The sequence below is a fragment of the bacterium genome (genome assembly GCA_021371935.1).
Lineage (GTDB): Bacteria > Armatimonadota > UBA5829 > UBA5829 > UBA5829 > UBA5829.
On record JAJFVF010000019.1, the window covers coordinates 273,320 to 296,365 of the forward strand.

General features: G+C 51.5%; 19 protein-coding genes. 9 read left to right on the forward strand and 10 right to left on the reverse strand.

The window, feature by feature from the left end:
* Positions 1-7 precede the first annotated feature (7 nt).
* From LLG46_13705 to LLG46_13745, 9 genes are all read right to left on the reverse strand, one after another.
* A complete protein-coding gene (locus LLG46_13705; protein ID MCE5324350.1) occupies positions 8-1,303 on the reverse strand; it encodes a radical SAM protein in 1,296 nt (431 codons plus the stop codon).
* Positions 1,304-1,456: 153 nt separating this feature from the next.
* Positions 1,457-1,879, reverse strand: coding sequence for a DUF202 domain-containing protein (locus tag LLG46_13710; protein ID MCE5324351.1), 423 nt, complete (start codon positions 1,877-1,879; stop codon positions 1,457-1,459).
* A 20-nt stretch (positions 1,880-1,899) separates the two neighbouring features.
* Positions 1,900-3,087: an anaerobic sulfatase maturase gene (locus LLG46_13715; GenBank protein MCE5324352.1), complete on the reverse strand. Its 1,188-nt coding sequence runs from the start codon at positions 3,085-3,087 to the stop codon at positions 1,900-1,902.
* Positions 3,084-3,695 carry a MarC family protein gene (locus tag LLG46_13720; protein MCE5324353.1) on the reverse strand — a complete coding sequence of 204 codons (612 nt, stop codon included), beginning with the start codon at positions 3,693-3,695 and terminating at the stop codon, positions 3,084-3,086. Before LLG46_13720 ends, LLG46_13715 begins: the two co-directional genes overlap by 4 nt.
* A 25-nt stretch (positions 3,696-3,720) precedes the next feature.
* Positions 3,721-4,659: a transporter gene (locus LLG46_13725; GenBank protein ID MCE5324354.1), complete on the reverse strand. Its 939-nt coding sequence runs from the start codon at positions 4,657-4,659 to the stop codon at positions 3,721-3,723.
* Positions 4,660-4,722: 63 nt separating this feature from the next.
* Entirely contained in the window at positions 4,723-7,047 is a 2,325-nt protein-coding gene (locus tag LLG46_13730; protein ID MCE5324355.1) for an arylsulfatase, read from the reverse strand.
* A 38-nt stretch (positions 7,048-7,085) separates the two neighbouring features.
* Positions 7,086-7,889 carry a hypothetical protein gene (locus LLG46_13735; protein MCE5324356.1) on the reverse strand — a complete coding sequence of 268 codons (804 nt, stop codon included), beginning with the start codon at positions 7,887-7,889 and terminating at the stop codon, positions 7,086-7,088.
* Positions 7,890-7,897: 8 nt separating this feature from the next.
* Positions 7,898-8,626: a hypothetical protein gene (locus LLG46_13740; protein ID MCE5324357.1), complete on the reverse strand. Its 729-nt coding sequence runs from the start codon at positions 8,624-8,626 to the stop codon at positions 7,898-7,900.
* 200 nt (positions 8,627-8,826) lie between these two features.
* Positions 8,827-9,612, reverse strand: coding sequence for a DeoR/GlpR family DNA-binding transcription regulator (locus LLG46_13745; protein ID MCE5324358.1), 786 nt, complete (start codon positions 9,610-9,612; stop codon positions 8,827-8,829).
* A gap of 173 nt (positions 9,613-9,785) precedes the next feature.
* Here LLG46_13745 and LLG46_13750 point away from each other — a divergent pair, with 173 nt between their 5' ends.
* From LLG46_13750 to LLG46_13770, 5 genes are read left to right on the forward strand one after another with little or no spacing between them, the layout of a single operon-like run.
* Positions 9,786-11,147, forward strand: coding sequence for an aspartate aminotransferase family protein (locus LLG46_13750; protein ID MCE5324359.1), 1,362 nt, complete (start codon positions 9,786-9,788; stop codon positions 11,145-11,147).
* Positions 11,137-12,594 (forward strand): hypothetical protein, encoded by a 1,458-nt coding sequence (locus LLG46_13755; protein MCE5324360.1) that lies wholly within the window; start codon positions 11,137-11,139, stop codon positions 12,592-12,594. The genes LLG46_13750 and LLG46_13755 overlap by 11 nt, the downstream gene beginning before the upstream one ends.
* A 12-nt stretch (positions 12,595-12,606) precedes the next feature.
* Entirely contained in the window at positions 12,607-13,755 is a 1,149-nt protein-coding gene (locus tag LLG46_13760) for a Gfo/Idh/MocA family oxidoreductase (protein MCE5324361.1), read from the forward strand.
* The gene (locus LLG46_13765; protein MCE5324362.1) at positions 13,752-15,146 is read left to right on the forward strand and encodes a fucose isomerase; all 1,395 of its coding nucleotides are present in this window, start codon (positions 13,752-13,754) and stop codon (positions 15,144-15,146) included. Before LLG46_13760 ends, LLG46_13765 begins: the two co-directional genes overlap by 4 nt.
* Positions 15,147-15,160: 14 nt before the next feature.
* The gene (locus LLG46_13770; protein MCE5324363.1) at positions 15,161-15,937 is read left to right on the forward strand and encodes a creatininase family protein; all 777 of its coding nucleotides are present in this window, start codon (positions 15,161-15,163) and stop codon (positions 15,935-15,937) included.
* Between the two features lie 334 nt (positions 15,938-16,271).
* Here the strand turns inward: LLG46_13770 and LLG46_13775 are convergent, their stop codons facing one another.
* Complete coding sequence (locus tag LLG46_13775; GenBank protein ID MCE5324364.1) at positions 16,272-17,186, reverse strand: glycosidase; 915 nt, start codon at positions 17,184-17,186, stop codon at positions 16,272-16,274.
* 217 nt (positions 17,187-17,403) lie between these two features.
* Here LLG46_13775 and LLG46_13780 point away from each other — a divergent pair, with 217 nt between their 5' ends.
* The 4 genes from LLG46_13780 to LLG46_13795 are packed head-to-tail and all read left to right on the forward strand — an operon-like array spanning position 17,404 to position 23,035.
* The gene (locus LLG46_13780) at positions 17,404-19,857 is read left to right on the forward strand and encodes a plasma-membrane proton-efflux P-type ATPase (GenBank protein MCE5324365.1); all 2,454 of its coding nucleotides are present in this window, start codon (positions 17,404-17,406) and stop codon (positions 19,855-19,857) included.
* 21 nt (positions 19,858-19,878) lie between these two features.
* Positions 19,879-21,960 (forward strand): transketolase, encoded by a 2,082-nt coding sequence (tkt, locus tag LLG46_13785; GenBank protein MCE5324366.1) that lies wholly within the window; start codon positions 19,879-19,881, stop codon positions 21,958-21,960.
* Complete coding sequence (locus LLG46_13790) at positions 21,945-22,418, forward strand: RpiB/LacA/LacB family sugar-phosphate isomerase (protein MCE5324367.1); 474 nt, start codon at positions 21,945-21,947, stop codon at positions 22,416-22,418. The genes tkt and LLG46_13790 overlap by 16 nt, the downstream gene beginning before the upstream one ends.
* Positions 22,418-23,035, forward strand: a complete 618-nt coding sequence (locus LLG46_13795) for an HAD-IA family hydrolase (protein ID MCE5324368.1) — start codon at positions 22,418-22,420, stop codon at positions 23,033-23,035. Before LLG46_13790 ends, LLG46_13795 begins: the two co-directional genes overlap by 1 nt.
* Positions 23,036-23,046 lie beyond the last annotated feature (11 nt).

Genomic DNA, 23,046 nt, shown 5'->3' on the forward strand with positions numbered 1-23,046 from the left:
TCGATTGTCAGGTCATTGCGGTCGCGCCGTGTTCTTTGGTGATCGTTTCGGCAAAGACTTTTGCCATGGCAAGCTCGGCTTCGCTGAAAGTGTCATTTTTCAACACGAAATACGGCGGATCCTGCATATAAGTTATGCCTAGACGTGCGGCATCGGTGCGTAACTGGGTGCCGTTGAGCACACACAGCAAATTGATAAAGAGCTTGTCGACATTGAGCGAATATACGAAGCGAACCCCTTCGAGAAACGAGAAAAAGTTGTCACCCGCAAGCCCCAGCAGCAAATATACGCTCACATGTTTGTTGAGAGCCTGCAGAAGTCTGACACCGTTGATAAAGCGGTCACGCACAAATGTGCGGTTAATTGCTGTAAGCGCTGACGGGTTGATGCTCTGCAAGCCAACGTCGAATAGAGTGAAATGCTTCAGCAGGCCGACATTCTTATCATTGATAAGCTCTGCATATATCTCCACGGAACACGTGTACTTTCCGCAGCCTGCCACATGTTTCGAGAGAATATTACTGATCTGCTCGAGCCGTGAGATATCGTTGTTGCCGACAATCGGGTCGAGGAAATGGAAATGTCTGACGCCGTTTTTCACTGCATCTGCTATCTCTTTTTCGACCCTCGAAATGGAAAAATAGCGGACGCCAGCATATTTTTTGCCCTCAAAACAAAAAGTGCATCTGAAACGGCACCCTCTGGATGTCTCGATCATGATTCCCAGGTGATTGTGCTTGCCTATCCTGATCTCATGAGCAAGATATGGTGAGGGTATCGAGTCGAGATTGTCGATGAGCATACCGGGTGGATTGGATACTTGCCTGTCACCTTTACGAAACGAAATTGCCGGGATGTCATCCAAGCTCGACATATCGTCAAATATATAAGACCGGAGCAGGCGTCGAAAAGTCTCTTCTCCTTCTCCATCCACGCAGATATCGACTTCGGGATGTTCTTTGAGGTAATCGATCTCTGAGTTCGTGATCTCCTGGCCGCCGATGATGACAACGACTTTTGGCAGAAGCCGTTTAAGGATTCGTATCGTCTCCAGCGTGCGCCGGATGTTCCATATGTTGCATGAAAAGCCTGCGATGCTCGGTCTGGTGAGAGCAATCCTCAATGCGGCAAGCACGGGACTTATGCGGACTCCCATCTCGATTATGTTTATGTTCAGTCTGTCTCTGAGGTCCGGGTCCTGCAAGGCATATAACTTTAGGTAATACAGCGCCAGGGCATAGTTTCTTTCGATATTCAGAGAAATCAACGCTATTCTTGCCCGTTTGAGCGTGGTGTCTGACAATTCGTTCACCCATCGTTGCAACTTACCACTTGTAAACTGTATACCGATCAATACAACTGTCGGATAAATCAGTTTACTTTTTATGCGGGTATGCTGTCAACAGCAACGTGTATCCCGGCAAGCATGGGACGGAGATTTACTTTTTGAATGATACTAAAACGGTCCAGTCCGCAGGAGCACGTTGATGAATGCGAACACGCCTATGAGCGTCAATAGTAGAGCCGTTATGACAGCCAGAGACCAAGTGTTGATTCGCTCAGCAGCCCCGATCTTCTTGAGGAAATGCCAGTGCTGGCCGACGGCCAGCACCAGTGCGATCGTCCCGAGAGCGATAAGTGCCAGCCCGAGATGCCGGGGAGCCTGTGCTCTCATAGTGTAGTGGAAGCCCTCGGCTTGGCGAAGGTAGTCGAAAAACTTGAAGATGGTGAAACCGAACCCGATCAGAGAGATCGAGGTTCTGATCCAAGCCATCAGAGTCCTGTCGGCAGCGATGACGGTGCGTTGAAGCGCAAGATCAGTTCGTTCCTGAGCGAGATGGTCGGCATTAGCCTCATTATTTTCCGGTGTCTCACTCATTGCGCGTATCTCCTTTCGGCTTAACGAGTTGAATTATCGCTCAAAACCTGCATCACCTCGTCTGCAAAACGCCCGCTTCTAATCAGTTCTGCCATAATGCGCATGGGCTTTTCAGTGTGGCTGAAAAATGCTTTCAGTCCTTCGCATAAATAGTTGATGCCTGAATCGGAGATGCGGTTCTTCGGGCATTCGCCATAACAAGTAAACAGATACTTGCACTCGCGGCAGTATTCAGGCAGGGCATTGAACTTGGCCGAGCCGAACCACCTCTGCCTTTCACCAAGGACCAGTTGGTCGATAGGCGTCTCGGTGATATTGCCAAGCAAGTGCTCCGGCTCGACGAAATGATCGCACGAGTACACGTCGCCGTTGTGCTCCAGCACGACACTGTCACCGCAGGTTGGACGCAATACACACAGTGTCGAATATCCTCGAACCCAGGACGCAAGCACACCATCGAAGAAAATTACAAACATCTTTCCCACGTCTCTGCGCACCCACTCGTCGAATATCTCGATGAGAAACCGGCCGTATTGTGCTGGATGCACCGACCTGTCGGTGACGCGGTCTCCATCCTGGAATCCGGTATCATTGTCCCTTTCGACAATAGGAATAAACTGCAGATATGGCGCTTGAAGTTCGTCCCGAAAGAATTTGTAGACTTCCAGTGGATGCATGCTGTTCACTGCGTTGACTGTGCAGAGGATGTTGAATTGCACATCGTGTGTCCGCATAAGTTTTGCCGCCCGAATCACACGGTCATAAACAGAATTGCCCGAACGGTCTCTACGATAAGCATCATGAAGCTTCTTGGGACCATCAAGACTAAGACCCACCAGGAAGTTGTTCTCGCGCAGAAAAGAGCACCATTGCTCATCAATCAGAACTCCATTGGTCTGCATGGTATTTTCAACTTGCATCCCAGGCTTGAGATATCTTTTCTCCACCTCAATCGCACGCTTGAAGAAATCCAAGCCCATCATGGTCGGCTCACCACCCTGCCATGCAATGGTTACTGCAGGAGCGTTATGCGCCTCGATTGTCTGGCGGATGTAGGTCTCCATCACTTCATCCGTCATTCTCAGTGTGCTCCCTGGATAAAGCCCGGCTTTTTTGAGAAAGAAGCAGTAGTCGCAGCGGAGGTTGCAGTCCGCTCCGGTCGGCTTTGCCATTACGTGAAACGAGCTAAGTGTGTCTGGACGTTTCATTTGAACAACCCCAGTCTCTCAAACGCTGTTATGAGCACATCAACTGCGAGTGCTGTCTGAAATAGATACAATACAACACCGACAACAGCGAGAGTCACTGCGCCGCCAAGCGATTTTAGAATTTTGTCTGCAGTGAGCATAGCAACAAGGTTAAGAACCATAACCCCGATCAGGATTGCGATAATAATTCCGATACCCGCCCAATCGCGTGCTGTCATAGTGAAATACATAATTGCCGCAATTCCAGCAGGCGTGATGGAATGCGGCAGTGTGAGTGGAAAGACCGACAGGCTCAGCCCCGGTTCCTCTGGTGGTGCCGGCGGCTTTGTGGGTCGACGCAGTGTGTGAATACTTTCAAGTCCCCACAGAAACAGCACAAGCCCTCCAGTTATGGCAACTGCGTTCTGCGATATCCCCCAACTGGCAGTCAGACGATTTGCTATCAGGGCTAGAATGACAACTATAAGTGTCGACAGCCTGAATGTGCTGAATGCGATGGCACGACGAAGAGATGGATCAGCATTCGTGGTAAGGTTTGTGAACGGTACAATGAGCTTGATCGGACCAAGAGTTATAAAGAAGAAGATAAACACCTTACTCAGTTCCACATGCGATCCCCCGAGTTTTCATTCGTTACAAAGTGAGCGCCAACTCCAGCCATCCCGAGTTACCTTCAAATCTGTGCTGAGTGTCAAGCTCGGTTATAAACTTGCCGATTAGGGTTATTGTCGTATTTCCAGCTTGTGCGTCATATGTGATGAGCGGTCCTATCCCAAATGTTCTGCCTTTGAAACCTCCCAGTCTGGCTCCTGGTCCGCTGTCTGGCGTTGTCTGCCATAGTGCATAACCAGTCAGTCCAGCTCCAAGTTTATTAGGAAAACGTTTTAGCGCGGCATAGTCCACGTGCAGTTCCTGACCGCTTGTGTAATCCGTATCCGGGTTGCGAAACGGAATAGTGTAACCCGGGGCAAGGTCTATTTCAACGCCTGTCTTCGGATCAAGAAATGTGTACCAGTAATCGAACTCGATCGCCCAGCGGTTCAAGCCCGAATTGACCAGCCTTTCGACATTGTAGTTGCCGCTCGGCACATATACTACAAACTGAGCCAGTTTATGAGATCGCCCGTTATGCCATCCGAGCACTATCGGGGCAAGCACTATGTCGCCAAATCCAATCATGCTCTTATCGAAGTTTCTTACGGGTGGCGGTGATTCTATTGTGGCGGACAGACGGGCCTTAAGCACTGGAATTACGGCAGCAAACGCATAGTTCGACCCCAGAACTTTCGTCTTGGTGACATGGCTGAGCGCGGATAGGCTGAGTGGAGTTCTGAGTTTTGCGTTAGCCTGAATCCGCCCTTCCGCCACCATACGTGATACGTTTCCCGCGTAGTATGTGAAATACTGCTTCAGGTAGGTTCCCGGAGGCGGCAAAATGCCGGTCATGACGTCCTGGAAACCGGGAAGGTAGTTACTCGTGCCGCCTTCACTGGCATGCAAATTGGACTGATTAGTCAGACAGATAAAAAAGGCTAATGTAGTCAGCCACTTTGAACGCACTCCAGGAAGCATATCTCCCTCATTCCTCATGGCGGGCCGGACGACATCAAGCCGTCCGGCGGCCATGTACGACTGCTATTCTCTGGCAAGCATCGAACGTGCTTCGGCTTCTTCATCTACGTAGTGCTCGCCGCTGAGATTGATGGAAACCCGTTTGATCGTGCCGCCATGGAACTCGAACGGCGCACTGATCTCACGGCTTACAGCATCCGCAGTGCTGCGTCCGATGACGAACCCACCTGTCAGACCGAATTTGCCCGGCTGAGTGCGCATCTTTGCTTCCGCGACGACATCATCGTCGATGTAGAGTCGAGTAGTGCCGTTGGCGACACCTTTCGGTTCCTCTTTCTCTTTGGTGAATTCTGCGCCAAGTACGTGCTTGCCGGTAGTTATGTCCCTGGAAGAGATGACCTGTTGTTCCTCTATGCCGAGGAAGTTATAGACATAGCAAAGCTTGCTGTCTTTCACAAAAAGCGTATGACCGCCAAAACGGCTGCCCATGGCGAAAATCACACCCTCGGCTTCCGATGTGTCGATCTCCACATTCGCCAGGATCGAATATGAGCGGTTTCGTATATTCGGAGCGACGCCCTCAGGCACAGGACTTGTATCAGAGTAGTAGATATAACTGTTACGCGGCGCGGATAGTTCTGGCCGCTGCTCGCCAAGCACCTCAACAGGAGTGCGATCATCCAGAGGAAAACCGTTGTTTCTGCCGGCGACCGCAAACCATGTGGCTATCAACTCCTTGAGCTTTTCCGGCTCCTGGTCCGCAAGATCATGAACCTCGGACCGGTCTTCCTTCACATTATAGAGTTCCCACTTATCATCCATAAAGTGGCCCTTGCCCGAAATGGCACCGTGTCTGGCAACAGCTTTCCAGCCATTGTGATAGATTGCGCGTGTGCCGAGCATTGAGTAGAACTGTGTATGTCTGGTGCTTTCGGCTTCCGGCTTGTCGAATGTATATCGCATACTCACGCCCTGAATAGGCGACTGCTGATATCCCTTTATAAACTCAGGCGACTCTATTCCAAGGCAGTCCAGTATCGTCGGCACGATATCAATGGCATGGTGATACTGATCGCGAACCTGGCCTGAGACACTCGACATAGATTTTGGCCAACAGATAATGCATGGATCGGCAATGCCGCCCTCAAGAGTGTAGCGTTTGAACATCTTGTATGGAGCATTGAATGCCCATGCCCATCCGGTGGGATAATGATTGTAAGTATTCGGGCTGCCCAGCTCGTCGATCTTTTCGAGGTTTTCCTGAAGATCGTCAGGCCAACCGTTGAAGAACTTGTTTTCGTTAACGGAACCGTTCGGTGTCCCCTCACCACTGGCGCCGTTGTCTGAAACTGCCACTATCAGCGTGTTCTCCATTTGGCCGGACGCCTCTAGATAGTCCAGCAAGCGCCCGAGTTCATGGTCAGTGTAGCTGGAGAACCCCGCATAGACTTCTGCCATTCGAGTAAAGAGCTTCTTTTGATCGTCAGATAGTGAATCCCATGGGAGCACCTGGTCGGCATCGGATATGACCTCTGGCCATGGCCAGGGATTAATCTGGGAGATTTCAGTATCCTGCGGCACAGTCCCCATTTTCTTCATGTTCTCGAGGACCATTTCTCGATATTTCTCGTAGCCCATATCGAACTTGCCCTTATATTTGTCAACCCATTCATTTGGCGTATGGTGCGGCGCATGGTTGGCTCCGAATGAGAGATACATCAGCCATGGTTTCTCCGGCGCAATCTGCTTGGAATCCTGAATGAACCGTATCGACTTGTCCACCAGGTCCTTCGACAAGTGATAGCCCTGCTCCGGCTTGTACGGCTGGTCGACGAAGTGGTTATCGAATGTGAGTTCGGGATACCACTGATTGGTCTCGCCTCCCAGGAAGCCGTAAAAGCGCTCGAACCCACGTCCTGTCGGCCAGGTGCGCTTTGAGCCGGCCATGTTGGACTCGGTCTCAGGGGTCAGGTGCCACTTGCCCACACAGAACGTGCCATAGCCGTTCTGCTGCAGTATCTCAGCGATTGTGCCGTTTTCGGGAGGAATGACCCCACATGAGCCTGGATATCCGCTTGAGGCTTCAGTGATACAGGACATACCGTTCATCGTTGCGTTGCGACCGGTCATGAGACACGATCTGGTTGGGGAACAAAGCGCTGTTGTATGCCAGTTTGAATACCGCAGTCCTTTGTCCGCAATACGCTTCATATTGGGCATTTCGATTAGGCCGCCGAAAATATCCCATGCGGCAATGCCTGTGTCGTCCCAGACAATGTAGAGCACGTTGGGAGCGCCTTCTTTCGCCATTGGAGGCTGATACGGCTCCCAATCGGGTTTTGAGTCCCTGATGTCGAGATTAATGATTCCATTGAATTGTTTTGCCAACTGACTCGTCCTCCTTTGTGGTCTTGTACCGCTTGCGTCTACTTCACCTCGCGACTGTGTGCCTCGAACCCGGATAGGCTGTCGCGGAGATCAATCATACTCTGCTGGCTTACCTTCGTAGGCCCTGTTTGAGGCCGATCCAAATCCACGATCATTATTATTACCGCCGCCACCAGTACCGAAACGAGGCCTAAAACAATCCAATCCCGTTGTCCTGAAAGCCCAAAACTATAGCCTGTGATAGCCAGCCCGGCTATTGCTATGAATGCAAGTATCCACAATACACTATCCGGGACACGGTTTCTGAATGCGGCAACTCGGGCAGAATAGAGGTCAATGGATTCGTTTAAAGTCTGGAGGAATATGGCGGTAATTGGATTGGGATAGCGCCTTGCCGCCGCAGCAGCCTGTGCCCACATATCTTGCTGCAGTCTTTCTGTCTTGCTTTTCACACGCGCAAGAGCCTTTGGATTGTTTATTACCGAAATCGATTGAAGGCGCAGGTCGACATATTTACGGATCATTTGTGATGTTCTCGTCCTATATGGTTCGGGCAGAGTCTGTGCACGCAAGAACGTGGTTCCAAGGGCATTTGCTTCTTCGACCGCCAGAATCCTGCGAGCATCGTATCGGGCTGATGCAGCAGCGAATGTAAACCCCATCATTAAAGCCAATAAACCCAGTATGGAAGCCTGGACTGCACCGATTTGAGAACGCTCCCCGACACGACCGCTGACAATGTGCCCAATCATATAGCCGATCAGTCCGGCTGCAAAAAGCACCAAGCTTGTCTCAATAAAGACAAAGAGTGCCCTTTGACAGTAAAACAAATGTCCTTCCATTGTTCACCTCACAGCATTAGTAACAGCGAATAGACAGCGGCTCCCAACGCAAATGGTGCGAGTCTGCCTTCACCTGACCTGGGAAGTTCATCCCTTATGCCGTTGATAGTCACTCCTCCAGATACAAAACCTACCATTGCTCCGACAACTTGCTCAGGCAGAGATATCGTCAGGCCGCATACCCAGCCGACAAATACTGATGTCATCAGGAGCCACCGACCCTGGTGATCATAAAGGCTTCCATACTCATTTCTGAGAGTGTGATCGTATACGAGCAAATGGAAAGCCATAGCAAGTGTGTAGAAGAAGAGAGAACGCGGGCTTTTATTCCAGTCGACAAGCAGGTAACTAATTAGCGCAACATTGAGCGCCATTGCTATTATGTGCAGCCGGTAAGCCAGGTTGCCGCCATGGTGCGTACGGTCTGTTTTGTGCTCTGCGGTTCTGGAAGAAACCGCCATAGTGTATAGGCCAAAAAAAAAGATAAATCCGACCAGTGCTGCCAGGTAGACGTGGACTTCCGAGAAGAATGCACTTCTGCCGGTTGCTTCGGCATATGCTGCCTGCTGTTCGCTAAGCTCAGGAAGAATGTGAACGAAGATATAAGCTATGGATGCGCCCGATGCTGCGGAGATCCACCTGCGTCTATGCCTGAACTGACCGACCTGGATCAGCCAGCCATAGGCAAACGGCAAACAGAGAATGAGAGCGCTGATAAGTAAATATAAGGCTTCCATCAATGTATGATTGCCGGAGAAATGATAACTGAAACTTGCAGCGTGTGGTGTGAGGTCAGAGATGAGGATATTTACGTGTCAATCATTTCAATGTTACAGAAGCACCAACCCTCTTCTGGGGAACTTATCCTTCCAAAAATTATTGAGTGCCTTGGGTACTTGCCACTGTATCTCGCCAGTTGTTAATTGCAGAGTATGTGCTAGCTTTGTGTGGTGTTCGCGATCAAAACCTTTACCCCGGCTTCCTCGAGGTTTGCTTTGTCTGTTTGGGATATGCCTGGGTCTGTGATGATGGTATCTATTTCATACGGAGCGGCAAACCTTGCGAATGTACAGCGCTTGAACTTTGTGCTCTCAGTCACAAGGATTACTCTATCAGCCACTCGGATCATCGCTCTCTCCTGGCCGGATGCGTTGAGATCGGACATATAAAAGCCGTTTTGGCTGTCCGCACCATCACAGCCGATAAAAAGCGTGTTTACATGCAAATTACTCAGAATGCTATCGGTTATGGGTCCGATTAGCCCTGGGAAATCGCTGCGAAGGATTCCTCCCAATACCATTACCTGTATAGGCGAGCCATATAATTCCTGCGCCACGCACAATGAAGTTGTCGCAATTGTTAAGCCAAGACTTTTTGGCAGATGTCTTGCCACTTCAAGTGTTGTCGATCCTGAGTCAACCATAATGGTTTCACCAGGCGATACGAGGCTTGCTGCAAGCTCACCAATGGCTGATTTGGTCACTGATGCGGTGTAGTGCAGGAGTGCATTTTGAAGAAATTTAAGCTTTCCGGCTGGTGCACCGCCGCCGTGAGTCCTTTGCAGCAGTCCCCGGTTTTGAAGTCGAGCCAGGTCACGCCGTATTGTCATCTCAGAAACCGCAAAATCACGCGCCAGATCCTTTACACTGACTGAGCCGCAGTCCTGGAGCTTGTTTATTATTTCAATTTGTCTGGTGGATACGTCTGTGACAGATGAGTTCATATAATCGGACCTTGTTCGATTTACATATTTCAGTCTACATTCAATCGCGCATGCTGTCAAGTGAAATTCACGCACAAACACGTTCGACAGGATTGACAGAACACTGCTGAGGAGATATCATAATAACATAATAAACACTATACCGCACACATAACGAACATCGGGGGTTGGCCATGCATAAGAGTAATTGGGCAAAGGTGGAACCAGGCGCTGTGCCGAATATCGTATCCGAGACTATTCCAGGCAAAAAGTCATGTGAACTGAATAAGCGAGGCATGGCTCATATGATTGGATATTCAAGTCAGGTAATACTGTGCCCGGTTGTCTTCGAGAAAGGGCATGGCGTAACCTTGACGGATGTTGACGGCAACACCTATATAGACTTTTCCAGCGGCATATATGTCACTACTCTCGGCCATTGCCATCCGAAGATCAGTGAGGCTATCGCTTTTCATGCAAAGAACCTCATGAACTGCCACGATTTCAATACTCCGATAAAGGTGGCGCTGCTTGAAAAGCTGGCCGAGGTCCAGCCATGGGATTTGACGGGCATTCAGCTATATGACAGCGGTACCACGGCTGTCGAGGCCGGACTGCGAGTATGCAGAGCCGCAACAGGCAAGTCCGAGTTCATCTCATGTTTCATGGATTTCCACGGCAAAACCGGTCATGCGGTGAGCTGCGGCAAGATGAACCAGACCAACGGTGTGGGCAGAAGCCAAGGCTTCTACATGGTTCCAAGACCGTATCCATACAGGCCGATGTTCAAGAAACCCGACGGCTCCATAGACACGGACGCATATATCAATTTCTATGCGGATTTCATCGATTACGCGACCACCGGCAACATCGCGGCATTTGTGCTCGAACCTGTTCAGGGCTGGGCCGGGTCTATATTCCCGCCGGAGGATTTCTTTCCGAAACTGCGTAAGTTTTGTGATGACAGGAGCATCCTGTTGATGGCGGATGAGGTGCTGACTTCGATGGGCAGGACCGGAAAATACTTCTGCATGGAGCACTACGACACCAGGCCGGATGTCACCACTGTCGGCAAGGGTTTCGGCAATGGCTTTCCAGTGACCGGTATGCTGGTCTCCGAGCGTTACAAGGAGAGCATAAACAAGATATCCGCATCCACCAGTTACGGCGGCAACCCCATGGCATGTGCGGCTGCGTTGGCAAGTCTCGAAGTTATAGAAGAAGAAAACCTGCTTGAAAACTCGAGTATGCTCGGTGAATATTTCGACAAACGCATGCGCCAAATCAAGCAGTCACACCCCATAGTGGGCGATGTGCGCGGAAAGGGTTGCCTTTTGGGTGTGGAACTGGTCAAAGACCGCGAGACCAAGGAGCCGTTTCTTGAGGCAGGCAAGCTGGTCTACCAAAAGGCATTTCGCAAGGGGCTGGCATGGGTTCCGGCAGGCCATATTCTGCGAATGTCGCCGCCGATTGTAATGGGGATTGACATAGCCACCAAGGGGATGGATATTATAGAAGAAGCAATCGCTGAAGTAGAGAAAGAGTTTGGCTACTGATAAACGAACTTTTCTGACATTCGATATAGGCACCACGGCTCTCAAGACCGCGCTCTTTGCCGATGACGGCTCTCTGCTGGCTCTGCATGCGTCCGAATACTCGTTCAGATCGCCCAAGCCGCATTGGGCACAGCAGCATGCCGACACGTACTGGCAGGCGGCAGTCGAAGGCTCTCGCACGGTTATTGAACAGTCAGGCACCGATCCGTCGCAAATTGCGGCAATAGGGTTCAGTTCGCAGGCACAGACTTTTGTGCCGGTGGACGCAAACGGTAAGCCGTCATATGACGCAGTAGTGTGGGTTGACAAACGTGCGGATGGTATCGCCGATGAGTGGTTTTCGGACCGGCTTTCGCCTGAATATCTCAAGCGTATAAGCGGCTTTCCTGACGCGCCGCGCGACCTGTCCGTGTTCAAGATCGCATGGCTGATGCGCAATATGCCGGAAGCGCGCAAAGCAGCCGGATTCTTATGGATACCCGATTATCTGATATACAAAATGACGGGGCGTGCCGCCACAGATTCGGTCACAGCCTCGATGGGCGGCCTGTTCGATATGAGCCAAGGCGTCTGGGATGCCGGGATGCTGGATGCGGCGGGAATAGACGAGTCTCGACTGCCCGATGTGCTCGCACCCGGCTCTGTGGCGGGAGAGCTTAATGCAGAGGCTGCCGAAGCGCTCGGTGTAAGGTATGGCGTGCCGGTATGTGTCGGTGCGAACGATCAGATAGCCGGCGCTCTGGGAGCGGGCAACGTGGAGCCTGGGATAGCTACTGAGACTACGGGCACTTCACTGGCTGTGATAGTGACCACCGAACAGCCTCTGAGCGACGGAGGTTCCTGTATTGGTCGTCACCCGGCGGAGGGTCTGTATTACGCTATGCGGTTCACAAACACTTCCGCGATCATTCTAAAATGGTTTCGTGACATATGCTCGTCCGAAGAGAGCTACGAAGAGTTTCTGAGGGGGATAGTTGATATTCCCATAGGGTGCGATGGCCTGACCGTCCTGCCGCATTTCAATGGTATGGCGTCAAATCCCAACGCAAAGGGCGCGTTTATCGGTCTGACTCTCGGGCACACGCGCGATCACATATCCAGGGCGATCATGGAGTCATGCTGCTGCCTTTTGCGGGAGCTTTTGAGTGATATCGGAAGGGTGCAGAGCATACGCTCATTGGGGGGGGCGGCGAACAGCGGCGCATGGCTTCAGATGAAAGCGGACATGCTCGCTATCGAGGTCGAACGGCCAAAATGCGCGGAGGCGGCATCGCTGGGCGCGGCTATGATGGCTGCCGCTGGTATTGGCCGATTCAAGTCTATAAAAGAGGCGTCGAATGCATGGTATCGACCGTCGGAAATATTCAGGCCGAATGCAGATTTGCTTAATCGCTATAGTGAAGTATACGAGCGTTATAGCTTACTCAATAAACTGATATACGGATAGAGAGGATCGATAGTGGAGAGTTTAGGTGTCGGGGTCATCGGGTTCGGGTTTATCGGCAAGGTGCACACGTATGGGTATTTGAACATACCTCTCTTCTATAATCCCGTTCCGCTGAAGACAAGGCTTGTAGGGGTCGCTACATCCAAGGATTCCACGGCAAAGGCGGCAGCAGAACAGGGTGGTTTTGAGTTCGGCACATCCGACTGGCATGAACTTATTGAGCGTGATGACATTCAGATAATCAACATCTGCTCGCCCAACAGTCAGCACGTCGATCAACTGCTGGCTGCGATGAAAGCGGGCAAGCATATATATTGTGACAAGCCCCTCATCGTCAGTGATGAAGATGCAGGGTTCATAGCCGATGCGCTGGCTGATTATCATGCCGTCGCCCAGATCACACTGCAATACAGGTTCTATCCGGCGACCCTGCGCGCAAAGCAGATGATAGATGACGGATATCTGGGCAATATCGTCAGTTTTCGCGCGGCATATATGCATTCGGGGAGTGTGGACCCGTCAAAGCCTATGGGCTGGAAGCAGTTGAAGTCCGAAGGGGGAGGGGTGCTGCGCGACCTCGGCTCGCACATTCTTGACCTGATGGACCATTTGATCGGACCTACGACCGATATCTTCGCGCACTCGCGCATTCTATATCCCGAAAGGCCGGATGGAAGCGGACGAATGGTCTCAATTGAGGCTGAAGATCAGGCGCTGATGATTGTAAAACTCAAAAAAGGAGCCGTCGGCACTATCGAAGCCACGAAGATAGCTACAGGCGCAGAGGACGAATTGAGGTTCGAGATTCACGGAGACAAGGGTGCTCTCAGATTTAACTTGATGGACCCGAACTATCTGGACTTCTACAGTTTGGATGATCCCGAGGCTCCACTGGGCGGCGAGCGCGGCTGGCGCAGGATCGCGACTGTTCAGAAATACGAAAAACCCGCAGGCTTTCCCGGACCTAAGTTTTCGATAGGCTGGATCAGGGGTCATATGCACTGTCTGTATAGCTTTTTGGATTCGATTGCAAATGGCCGGCACGCCGAGCCGTCATTCGAGCGCGGTCTGCATCTGCATCACATGCTTTCCGCCGCAGAGAAATCGGCTGCCACATCGACCTGGCAAAAGCTGCCCGAAAGAAAAGGTGAGTCGATATGAAACGCAAGAAACCGCTGCTGGGGCTTTGCCCGATAGGCAAGTTCGTTTTCAGCCATGAAGACGCGCTCAAATATAAGGCGATCATAGAAAACAAGCTCAAGTTATGGAATGTCGATTTTGTCGGGGTTGATGATGCGATAGCCGACGGCATGGTCAGGTCACAGAACGATGTGAGGCCGGTTGTAGAATACCTGAAGCAAAAGAATATCGACGCGCTCTTTATCCCGCACTGCAATTTCGGCACCGAAGGGGCTGCGGCGGTTATTGCGCGCGACCTGAATGTGCCGACTCTGCTCTGGGGACCCAGGGATGAAGCCCCTATGCCCGACGGCAGGAGGCTACGCGACACTCTGTGCGGTATGTTTGCCACAAGCAAGGTACTGCGAAAGCTGGGGGTGAGGTTCACATACATCGAGAACTGCAGCCCGGATGATGATATATTCCGCGATGGTGTGGACAACTTTACGCGCGCGGCGAATGTGGTGCGAAAGATGAAGGGCATGCGCATCGGACAGATAGGCGGGCGCATCGACTTTTTCTGGACAACAATCATCAATGAGAGCGAGCTTTTGGAACGCTATGGTATCGAAATTTTGCCCATAGATATGGTGGACTTCATCAAGGATGTGGAGGAGCTTGCTGGCAGAGATCGAGATCGATATATCGAAGAGATCGAAAAAACCGATGGAAAAAAGCAACTGAGCTTCGACGATTTCGATTCTATCGATCAGATCATAAATATATACGCCGTGCGGGATGCTATGCTTGCGATAGCGGAAAAATATGGGCTGGATGCGATATCGGTTCAGTCGTTTATGTCTATCTGTGATGCCCTCGGGTGCATGATCGAATACTCGTGCGCTATGGTGACGGACACGGGAGTGCCTGCGGCTTGCGAATCGGATATTCACGGCGCGATCAGCTCGGTTATGCTTCAGGCCGCATCGTTTGATACGGAGCCGGTGTTTCTTGCCGACCTGACTGTCCGCCATCCTCAAAACGACAACGCCGTGCTGATATGGCACTGCAATTTCCCTGAGAGCCTAAAGCATCCCGACAAGCCTGCATCTATAGGTTCGCACTGGATCCTGCCGGGTCAGGCGCCGGGCTCATGTCACTGGGAGATGAAAGAGGGCCCGATAACCATTTTACGGTTCGACGGCGACAGGGGAGAATACGGCGCTATCTGCGGGCAGGGTCACAGCGTGGAGGGTCCGCCGACTCTCAACACGTATGTATGGATGGAAGTGACGGACTGGCCTGCTTGGGAGAGAGCGTTTATGATGGGTCCGTACATCCACCATGTTGCCGGATGCTATGGAAACTACGCCTCGGTTATGAAAGAGGCTTCAAAATATATACAGGGACTGCATTACGAGCAGTTGCCATAGAGGGGAGTTTTGAAATGTCATACTTGTTTAGAGACCAGTCTTGGGTTCAAATCCAGGAGCATGTGGACAAAAAGTCACTCGTGATTCTGCCTGTTGGAACCACAGAGGAGCATGGTCCGCATCTACCTGTCGATACGGATGCACGGATTGCTGAAGCATACGGCAATGCTCTTGCCGAGGCTTTGTCGCCGGATATGCCCGTTCTTGTTATGGACACGGTCAGATACGGCTACTCGATGAAGATCATGAAAAACTGGCCGGGGACAGTGGTTGTTCGTTCACGGGTGTTTATGGATATGATCTTCGACATATGCAAATCGCTTTTCGATATGGGTTTCACCAAGATTGCACTGCTGGACTGCCACGGTCATCACAGCGGCCCGTTAAACACTGTATCGCGTGAGCTTTGTGATGCATGCGATATGGCTATATCGATAATAAATCCTGCCGTTATGTCCAAGGATGAGTTCAATGCAGTCAGGAAATCCGGTCCCGGAGGCGCAATTCATGCATGCGAATGGGAAACATCGCTCGCACTGTATATCAGCCCTGAGGTTGTGGACATGTCCAAAGCTACAAACGAAGACATCATGCGATATCACTCCGATTTTGTGGCGGGAGACAATTTCCTGGGCCACCAGAAAGTGGTCTGGACGAGTTGGTATCTGCAGGACAGTAAAAATGGTGTATATGGCGATCCAACACTGGCCTCAGCCCAGACCGGTAAAGTAATCATGGATGCCGCAGTATCCAATGGTGCTGCATTTCTAAAGGAATTCTGGGAAAGCTAGAGATCAATCAATTTAGGAAACAATTACATTAAGTCGGACTGTGTTGATACCGGCATATGTGCGAGCGGAGAGACAAGACTTTTGTATGCTTTCCGCTCGTTTTGCTTCAGCCGTGGCACTTCGATGTGGATATCTATTCATCGGAGCAGTGGATCTGATTGTGCCTCTGGATCATGCGTGGCGTGCAGGTGCAGTTTTTAAGATGGTCATTCTGGTACATCCGTCTTCACGCTCAGAAACCAATTCTCATGCGGCATTCAGCCAAGCTGAAAACTGTCTGCGAACACTTCAAAAATAAGCGACGGACCGAAGATATCAATCCCGATGTGCCCGTTCAGGTGACAAGCTTGAAAATTTCATCGATTTTACCGACAGCAAGTCCAACGCAGGTATCTGCGGCGCCATAATACATCCATATCTCATCTCCTCGCACGAGCGCGCCGCAAGTAAACACCACTCCCGGCATCAAGCCCTTGAACTCGTAGTCCGCCTCAGGGGCAAATATCCAATCGTCTCCACGAGCGATGACCTTTGTCGGATCGGCCTTGTCGAGCAGTGCCACACCCAGACGGTATATCGATTTGCTGCCCATAGCCTTAGTTCCGTGGTATATAAGTAACCAACCATACTGCGTTTCTATAGGGGGACAGCCGGCACCGATTCGCTCACTGTCCCAGTATGGGCCACCTCTGTTCTCCATCAACAGGCCGGGATCAGTCCAGTCTACAAGGTGTTTGGAAGTCGATGTATAGTAGATGTCTTCCTTTCCTCCGATATCGGGACGGTGGAGCATATAATACCTGTTGCCTATCTTTTTGGGAAATACCGCCGCGTCTTTGTTCGTCGGAATAAAAGCAGGACCCAATCGATTGACTTGATCGAAATCGGATGTGGTGGCAAGTGAAACAGTGGCGCCATGGCGCGAGTAGGCCGTGTATGCAATCACCCATTCGTCTGCGGCGATCTTTGTAACACGCGAGTCTTCGCAGCCCCATTCTTCATGAGGATAGCCCGGCAGAGCAGGCGCCAAAATAGGTTGATCGGCAAACTCCCAACTGTCGACACCGTTATGGCTCCTTGCAACACGAATGTGAGACATTGCATTCTTGCTCTCTATTCTCAGGAGCAGAACGACATCACCGTCATTCTCTGCCACACCCGGGTTCAGCACTGCATTTGCCTCGCAGGGAATGTTATTGACAGTCAAAATAGGACCGGCACCCTGGCGGACGAAATATCTTTTGTTCATCTGTTTTCACTCCCGAGATAAGTCTTTGTGGGTCGAACGATGACGTACATACCCAGTTGCACAATCTCATTACCCCCAATGGTTCAGCGTTTGAATGTCCCACAATCTGGCAAAGAGTAAGCAAATCAGAACTCCTGTGTTGCGATCAACATAATTCATTTTCCGCTAAATTGACTAATAGACTAGGAGTTGCTTGCCCATGACAACAGATGCCCAGATGAACAAAGACTCGATCGACAAACTAGAAAATACCTCTCTTGATGACGTATACAGCCAGTTGAAAACATCTTCAGATGGCATTTCGTCATCCGAAGCTCAGAGCCGAATAGGGCAATATGGATACAATGAGCTGCCCGAAAAAAAGGAAAATCCCATACTGACATTCCTCTCTTATTTCTGGGGTCCGATACCATGGATGATCGAGATCGCAGCTATTCTTTCCGCAATACTTCAGCATTGGACAGACTTCGGACTTATTTGTTTCCTGCTTGCGGCCAATGCACTTGTGGGATTTTGGGAGGAGTTTCAAGCGGGCAATGAAGTTTCCGCGCTCAAGGCAAAATTGGCACTCAAGGCGCGAGCAAAACGGGACGGCAACTGGCAAGAGGTGGAGGCGAGAACACTCGTGCCGGGCGATATCATCCGCCTGCGCATGGGTGATATAGTCCCAGCCGATGCGAAGCTGCTCGAAGGCGACCCTATAAGTGTGGACCAATCGACACTTACCGGTGAGTCACTGCCGGTCGACAAAGCATCCGGCAAGGTGATATTCTCGGGATCGATAGTCAAAAAAGGCGAGGCAGAGGCTGTTATTACCTCCACCGGCGTCAACACATTCTTTGGAAAGACGGCGCAATTGGTCGCCGAAGCACGCACGGAAAGCCATTATCAAAAAGCCGTCATGAAAGTCGGCGACTATCTCATCCTGATCGCAGTCGGGCTGGCAGTCGTGGTGTTCTTCGTTTCGCTCTTCCGTCACGAACCAGTGCTGGATACTCTACAATTCCTGCTGGTTTTGATCGTGGGAGGAATTCCCGCCGCAATGCCGACAGTTTTGTCGGTGACAATGGCTATCGGAGCAAGATGCCTCGCGAAGGAGTCGGCAATCGTTACAAAGCTCTCGAGTGTTGAAGAAATGGCAGGCATCGACGTGCTGTGCTCGGACAAGACCGGCACGCTCACCATGAACCAGCTTGCACTCGGCGACATAGCGCTTATCGAGTCTGCGGACGAAGAGAGTGTAGTTCTTGCCGGAGCACTCGCCTCGCGGGAAGAGGATCAGGACGCAATAGACCTTGCCGTTATTGCGGGGCTCAAAGATAAGGACAGCGTAAAAGGTTATCAGGTTGAGCACTGGACTCCATTCGACCCGGTGCACAAACGCACCGAAGCAGAAATCAAAGGCCCCGACGGCTCTGATTTCAAGGTCACAAAGGGAGCGGCTCAAGTGATCCTTGATCTGGTCGCCGATAAGGACAAAATAGCCGACAAAGTGCAAAACGCAGTGGACGGCTTCGCTGCGCGTGGGTTCAAGTCACTCGGAGTTGCCAGAGCAGATAACGGCGGCTGGAAGTTCCTCGGTGTGTTGTCGTTGTCAGACCCTCCGCGCCCGGACTCCAAGGACATGCTTGCGAAAGCTGCAGAGTTGGGGGTGCGCGCCAAGATGGTGACGGGTGACCAGGTCGCCATAGCAAAGGAAACAGCACACAATCTCGGACTTGGCACCAACATACTCGACGCTTCTATTCTGGATACTGAGAAAGACCAGACGAAACTTATTGCGGAGATCGAAGCTGCCGACGGATTTGCACAGGTGTTTCCGCAGCACAAATTCACCATAGTCTCATCCTTGCAGCAGGGTGAGCATATAACAGGAATGACCGGAGACGGCGTCAATGACGCTCCGGCGCTCAAAAAAGCTGACGCTGGAATTGCAGTCAGCGGTGCGACCGATGCCGCACGTGCCGCTGCCGCATTGGTGCTTATGAAATCGGGATTATCCGTGATAGTCGATGCCATCGAAGAAAGCCGGAAGACATTCAATCGAATGAACGCATACACCATCTACCGAATCGCCGAGACGATAGGACTGCTGTTTTTCATAACACTGTCTATATTGGTATTCAATCTCTTTCCCGTCACGACGATTCAGATCATCATTCTGACCATTCTCAACGACGGCGGCATCCTCGGGATTGCATTCGACAACACAACGCCATCGAAAAAGCCGGAACGCTGGAATATGCCGCGAGTCCTGCTGGTATCCACGATGCTCGGAATATTCCGTCTGTGCGTGTCGTTCAGTCTCTTGTGGATGGCAATAAACGTCTTCGATCTGGACGTGCGTCACCTTCAGACATTCATATATCTGAACCTCTCCATCGGCGGCCATTGGACCATATTCGCTTCGCGCACCCGTGGACCATGGTGGTCTATCGCTCCATCCGGGATATTTCTCGCCCTCGTAATGGGCACCAACGTAATTGCAACGCTGATATCGGTCTACGGAATCTTTATGCCCAACATAAACTGGGCACTCGCCGGTTTCATATGGGGATTCACATTCGGCTCATTCCTTATTCAGGACATGATCAAGCTAAAGGTATACAAATATCTGGTTCCTGAAATATCCATACTTGCTTCGGGCAGACGAGCCCCAAAAGCAGCTTGATTGTAGAAAGGACAGCAAAACATGCAAAAAGATATCGACCAGTTGTGCATCAACACGATCAGGTTTCTCTCCGTCGATGCCGTCGAGCGTGCCAACAGCGGACATCCGGGCATGCCTATGGGCGCGGCGGCAATGGCATATGTTTTGTGGACGAAGTTTCTCAAGCACAATCCCAAAGATCCTATGTGGATAGACCGTGACAGGTTCGTGCTGTCCGCCGGACACGGCTCGATGCTGCTCTATAGCCTGCTCTATCTGACCGGTTATGACCTGCCGCTCGAAGAGCTGGAGCACTTCAGGCAATGGGGCAGCAAAACCGCCGGACACCCTGAGCACCAGTTGATCCCCGGCATATCCATCACCACCGGGCCGCTGGGCCAGGGGTTTGCAAGCGGTGTTGGCTTGGCAATAGCAGAGGCCAACCTTGCGGCAACCTATAACAAGCCTGATTATAAGCTGATTGACCACTACACATACGCGATTGTGGGCGATGGAGACCTCATGGAGGGCATATCCTCAGAAGCTGCCTCTATTGCAGGTCATCTTAACCTGGGCAAATTGATATATTTGTACGACAACAACCATATCACGCTGTCGGCTGCAACGGATATGACATTCACCGAAGATGTGGCAAAACGCTTCGAGTCATACGGATGGCACGTTCAGAACATCGACGACGGCAACGATCTGGATGAAGTCGATTCTGCTCTGCGCGCAGCTCAAGCAGAGACTCAGCGGCCTTCACTTATCATTGCAAGAACGCATATAGGTTATGGATCGCCGCACAAGCAGGACACATGGCATGCGCATGGTTCGCCTCTGGGACAGGAAGAGGTGAAACTGACCAAGGAAAATCTCGGATGGCCGATAGATCCGCCATTCATAGTTCCCGCCGAGGCAGTTATGCATTTCAGGGAAGCCGTGGACACGGGTAGAGAAGCGGAGACAGAATGGAAAAAACGCTTTGCTGATTATGCGAAGGCATTTCCTGATTTTGCGAAAGAGTTCGAGCAGAGAGTACAGGAGATTCTTCCCGACGGCTGGGACAAAGCCATCCCTGACTTTCCTGCAGACCCGGAGGGTATGGCCACACGGGTCGCTTCCGGCAAGACGCTGGATGCGCTGGCAGCAAAGATACCGGCCATAATCGGGGGCTCGGCAGACCTCAACCCATCCACTCATACGGCACTGCCTGAGCTTGGGGATTTTGAAAGTCCAACTGACGTTCCAGCAGATAAGCAGGGTTCCGTGGGTCCGGGATGGGATTATGCTTCCCGAAACCTCTGGTTCGGCATACGGGAACACGCCATGGCGGCCATTTTGAACGGGCTGTCCGAACATGGAGGTTTCATACCCTACGGCGCCACTTTCCTGGTGTTCTCAGACTATATGAAGCCCGCAATCAGACTGGCCGCGCTGATGAAGGCCGAAGTGATATATGTGTTCACGCACGACAGCATCGCACTCGGTGAAGACGGACCTACTCATGAGCCGGTTGAACACATACTCGCTCTGCGCGCAATTCCCAACATGATAGTTATCCGCCCTGCCGACGCCAATGAGACCGCCCAGGCATGGAAAGTCGCGGTCGAGCATAAGGACGGTCCGGTCGCACTGATCCTGACCCGGCAGGAAGTGCCTACTATCGACAGGAGTCAATACGCTTCGGCAGACCAGCTTACCAAAGGGGCATATATACTCTCTGATGCGCCGGATGGCAAACCCGATATCATACTGATTGCCTCCGGGTCGGAAGTGAGCCTGGTGTTGGAAGTGCAAAAGAAACTCGCAAGCCAGGAAATTCAGGCCAGAGTGGTATCCATGCCGAGTTGGGAACTCTTCGACCAGCAGCCCGAGGAATATCGCCAGGCAGTGCTGCCGCCGTATATCAAAGCCCGGCTTGCCGTGGAAGCCGGCAGCCCGATAGGCTGGAACAAGTATGTCGGAGACGGCGGAGCCGTATTTGGAGTCGACCGCTTCGGGGCATCTGCTCCCGGCGAGGTCATTATGCGCGAATACGGCTTTACCGTCGATAACATCTGGAACATCGCCCTGGAAGTGCTCGGCCAGGAGAAGGGAGAAGAGATATGCGCATCGGTGTAGCTGCCGACCATGGCGGATTCGATCTGAAAGAGCAGATCATCAAGGATTTGCGCGACGCAGGTTATGATGTTCGCGACTACGGAAATACTATCCTTTCTCCGGGAGACGATTACCCGGACTATATAGTCCCCATGGCAAACGCCGTAGCCTCAGGAGAAGTCGAGCGCGGCATAGCCATCTGCGGAAGCGGAGTTGGGGCATCTGTTGCGGCCAGCAAGATACATGGAGTGCGCGCGGCGCTGATTACGGACGCATTCTCCGCCCACCAGGGCGTCGAGGATGATGATATGAACGTTATTTGCCTTGGCGGAAGGGTAATGGGCTACTCGCTGGCATGGGATTTGGTTCAGGAGTTTCTGAATGCGCATTTCAAGGGTGAAGAACGTTTCAAGCGCAGATTGGCTAAGGTCGCCGCGATAGAGACCTGCCGGCATGAAGAGCACAGAGAGGTGGCGTAATGGCGTCGGCAGTGAGGGCACTTCTTCTGGATTTGGGCGGGGTCATACTCACAAAGGGGTGGGGACACATATCCCGCCAGAAAGCCGCCAAAAAGTTTGGCTACGATTATGAAGAATCAAATGAGCGGCACGAGTTCGCACTGCCAATATACGAGGTCGGCGACCTGACACTCGACGAGTACCTCGACATGACCGTCTTCTATTGCAAACGGGATTTCACGCGTGATGAATATAAAGATTTCATGTTCGCCGAGTCCGAACCGATGCCCGATATGATGCACTTGTTTTCCTGCCTCAAGACCAAATACGGCCTAAAGGCAGTCATGGTCAGCAATGAAGGGCGGGAACTTCAAGTGCACCGAATTCACAAATTCGATCTGGAGTCGCTTTTCGATATGTTCGTTGTATCGAGCTTCGTAGGTCTGAGAAAACCCGACCCTGCAATATACCGCATTGCGCTGGACCAGATGCTTGTGCCCAAAGAAGAAGTGGTCTATATCGATGACACTCCGGTGCTGGCGGAAGTCGGCAGGAAGCTGGGAATACCGACAATACTCCACACCGACTACGAGTCCACAGTGAATGCACTGGCAGATATGGGACTGTCATTACAATAAACGAAACGCTG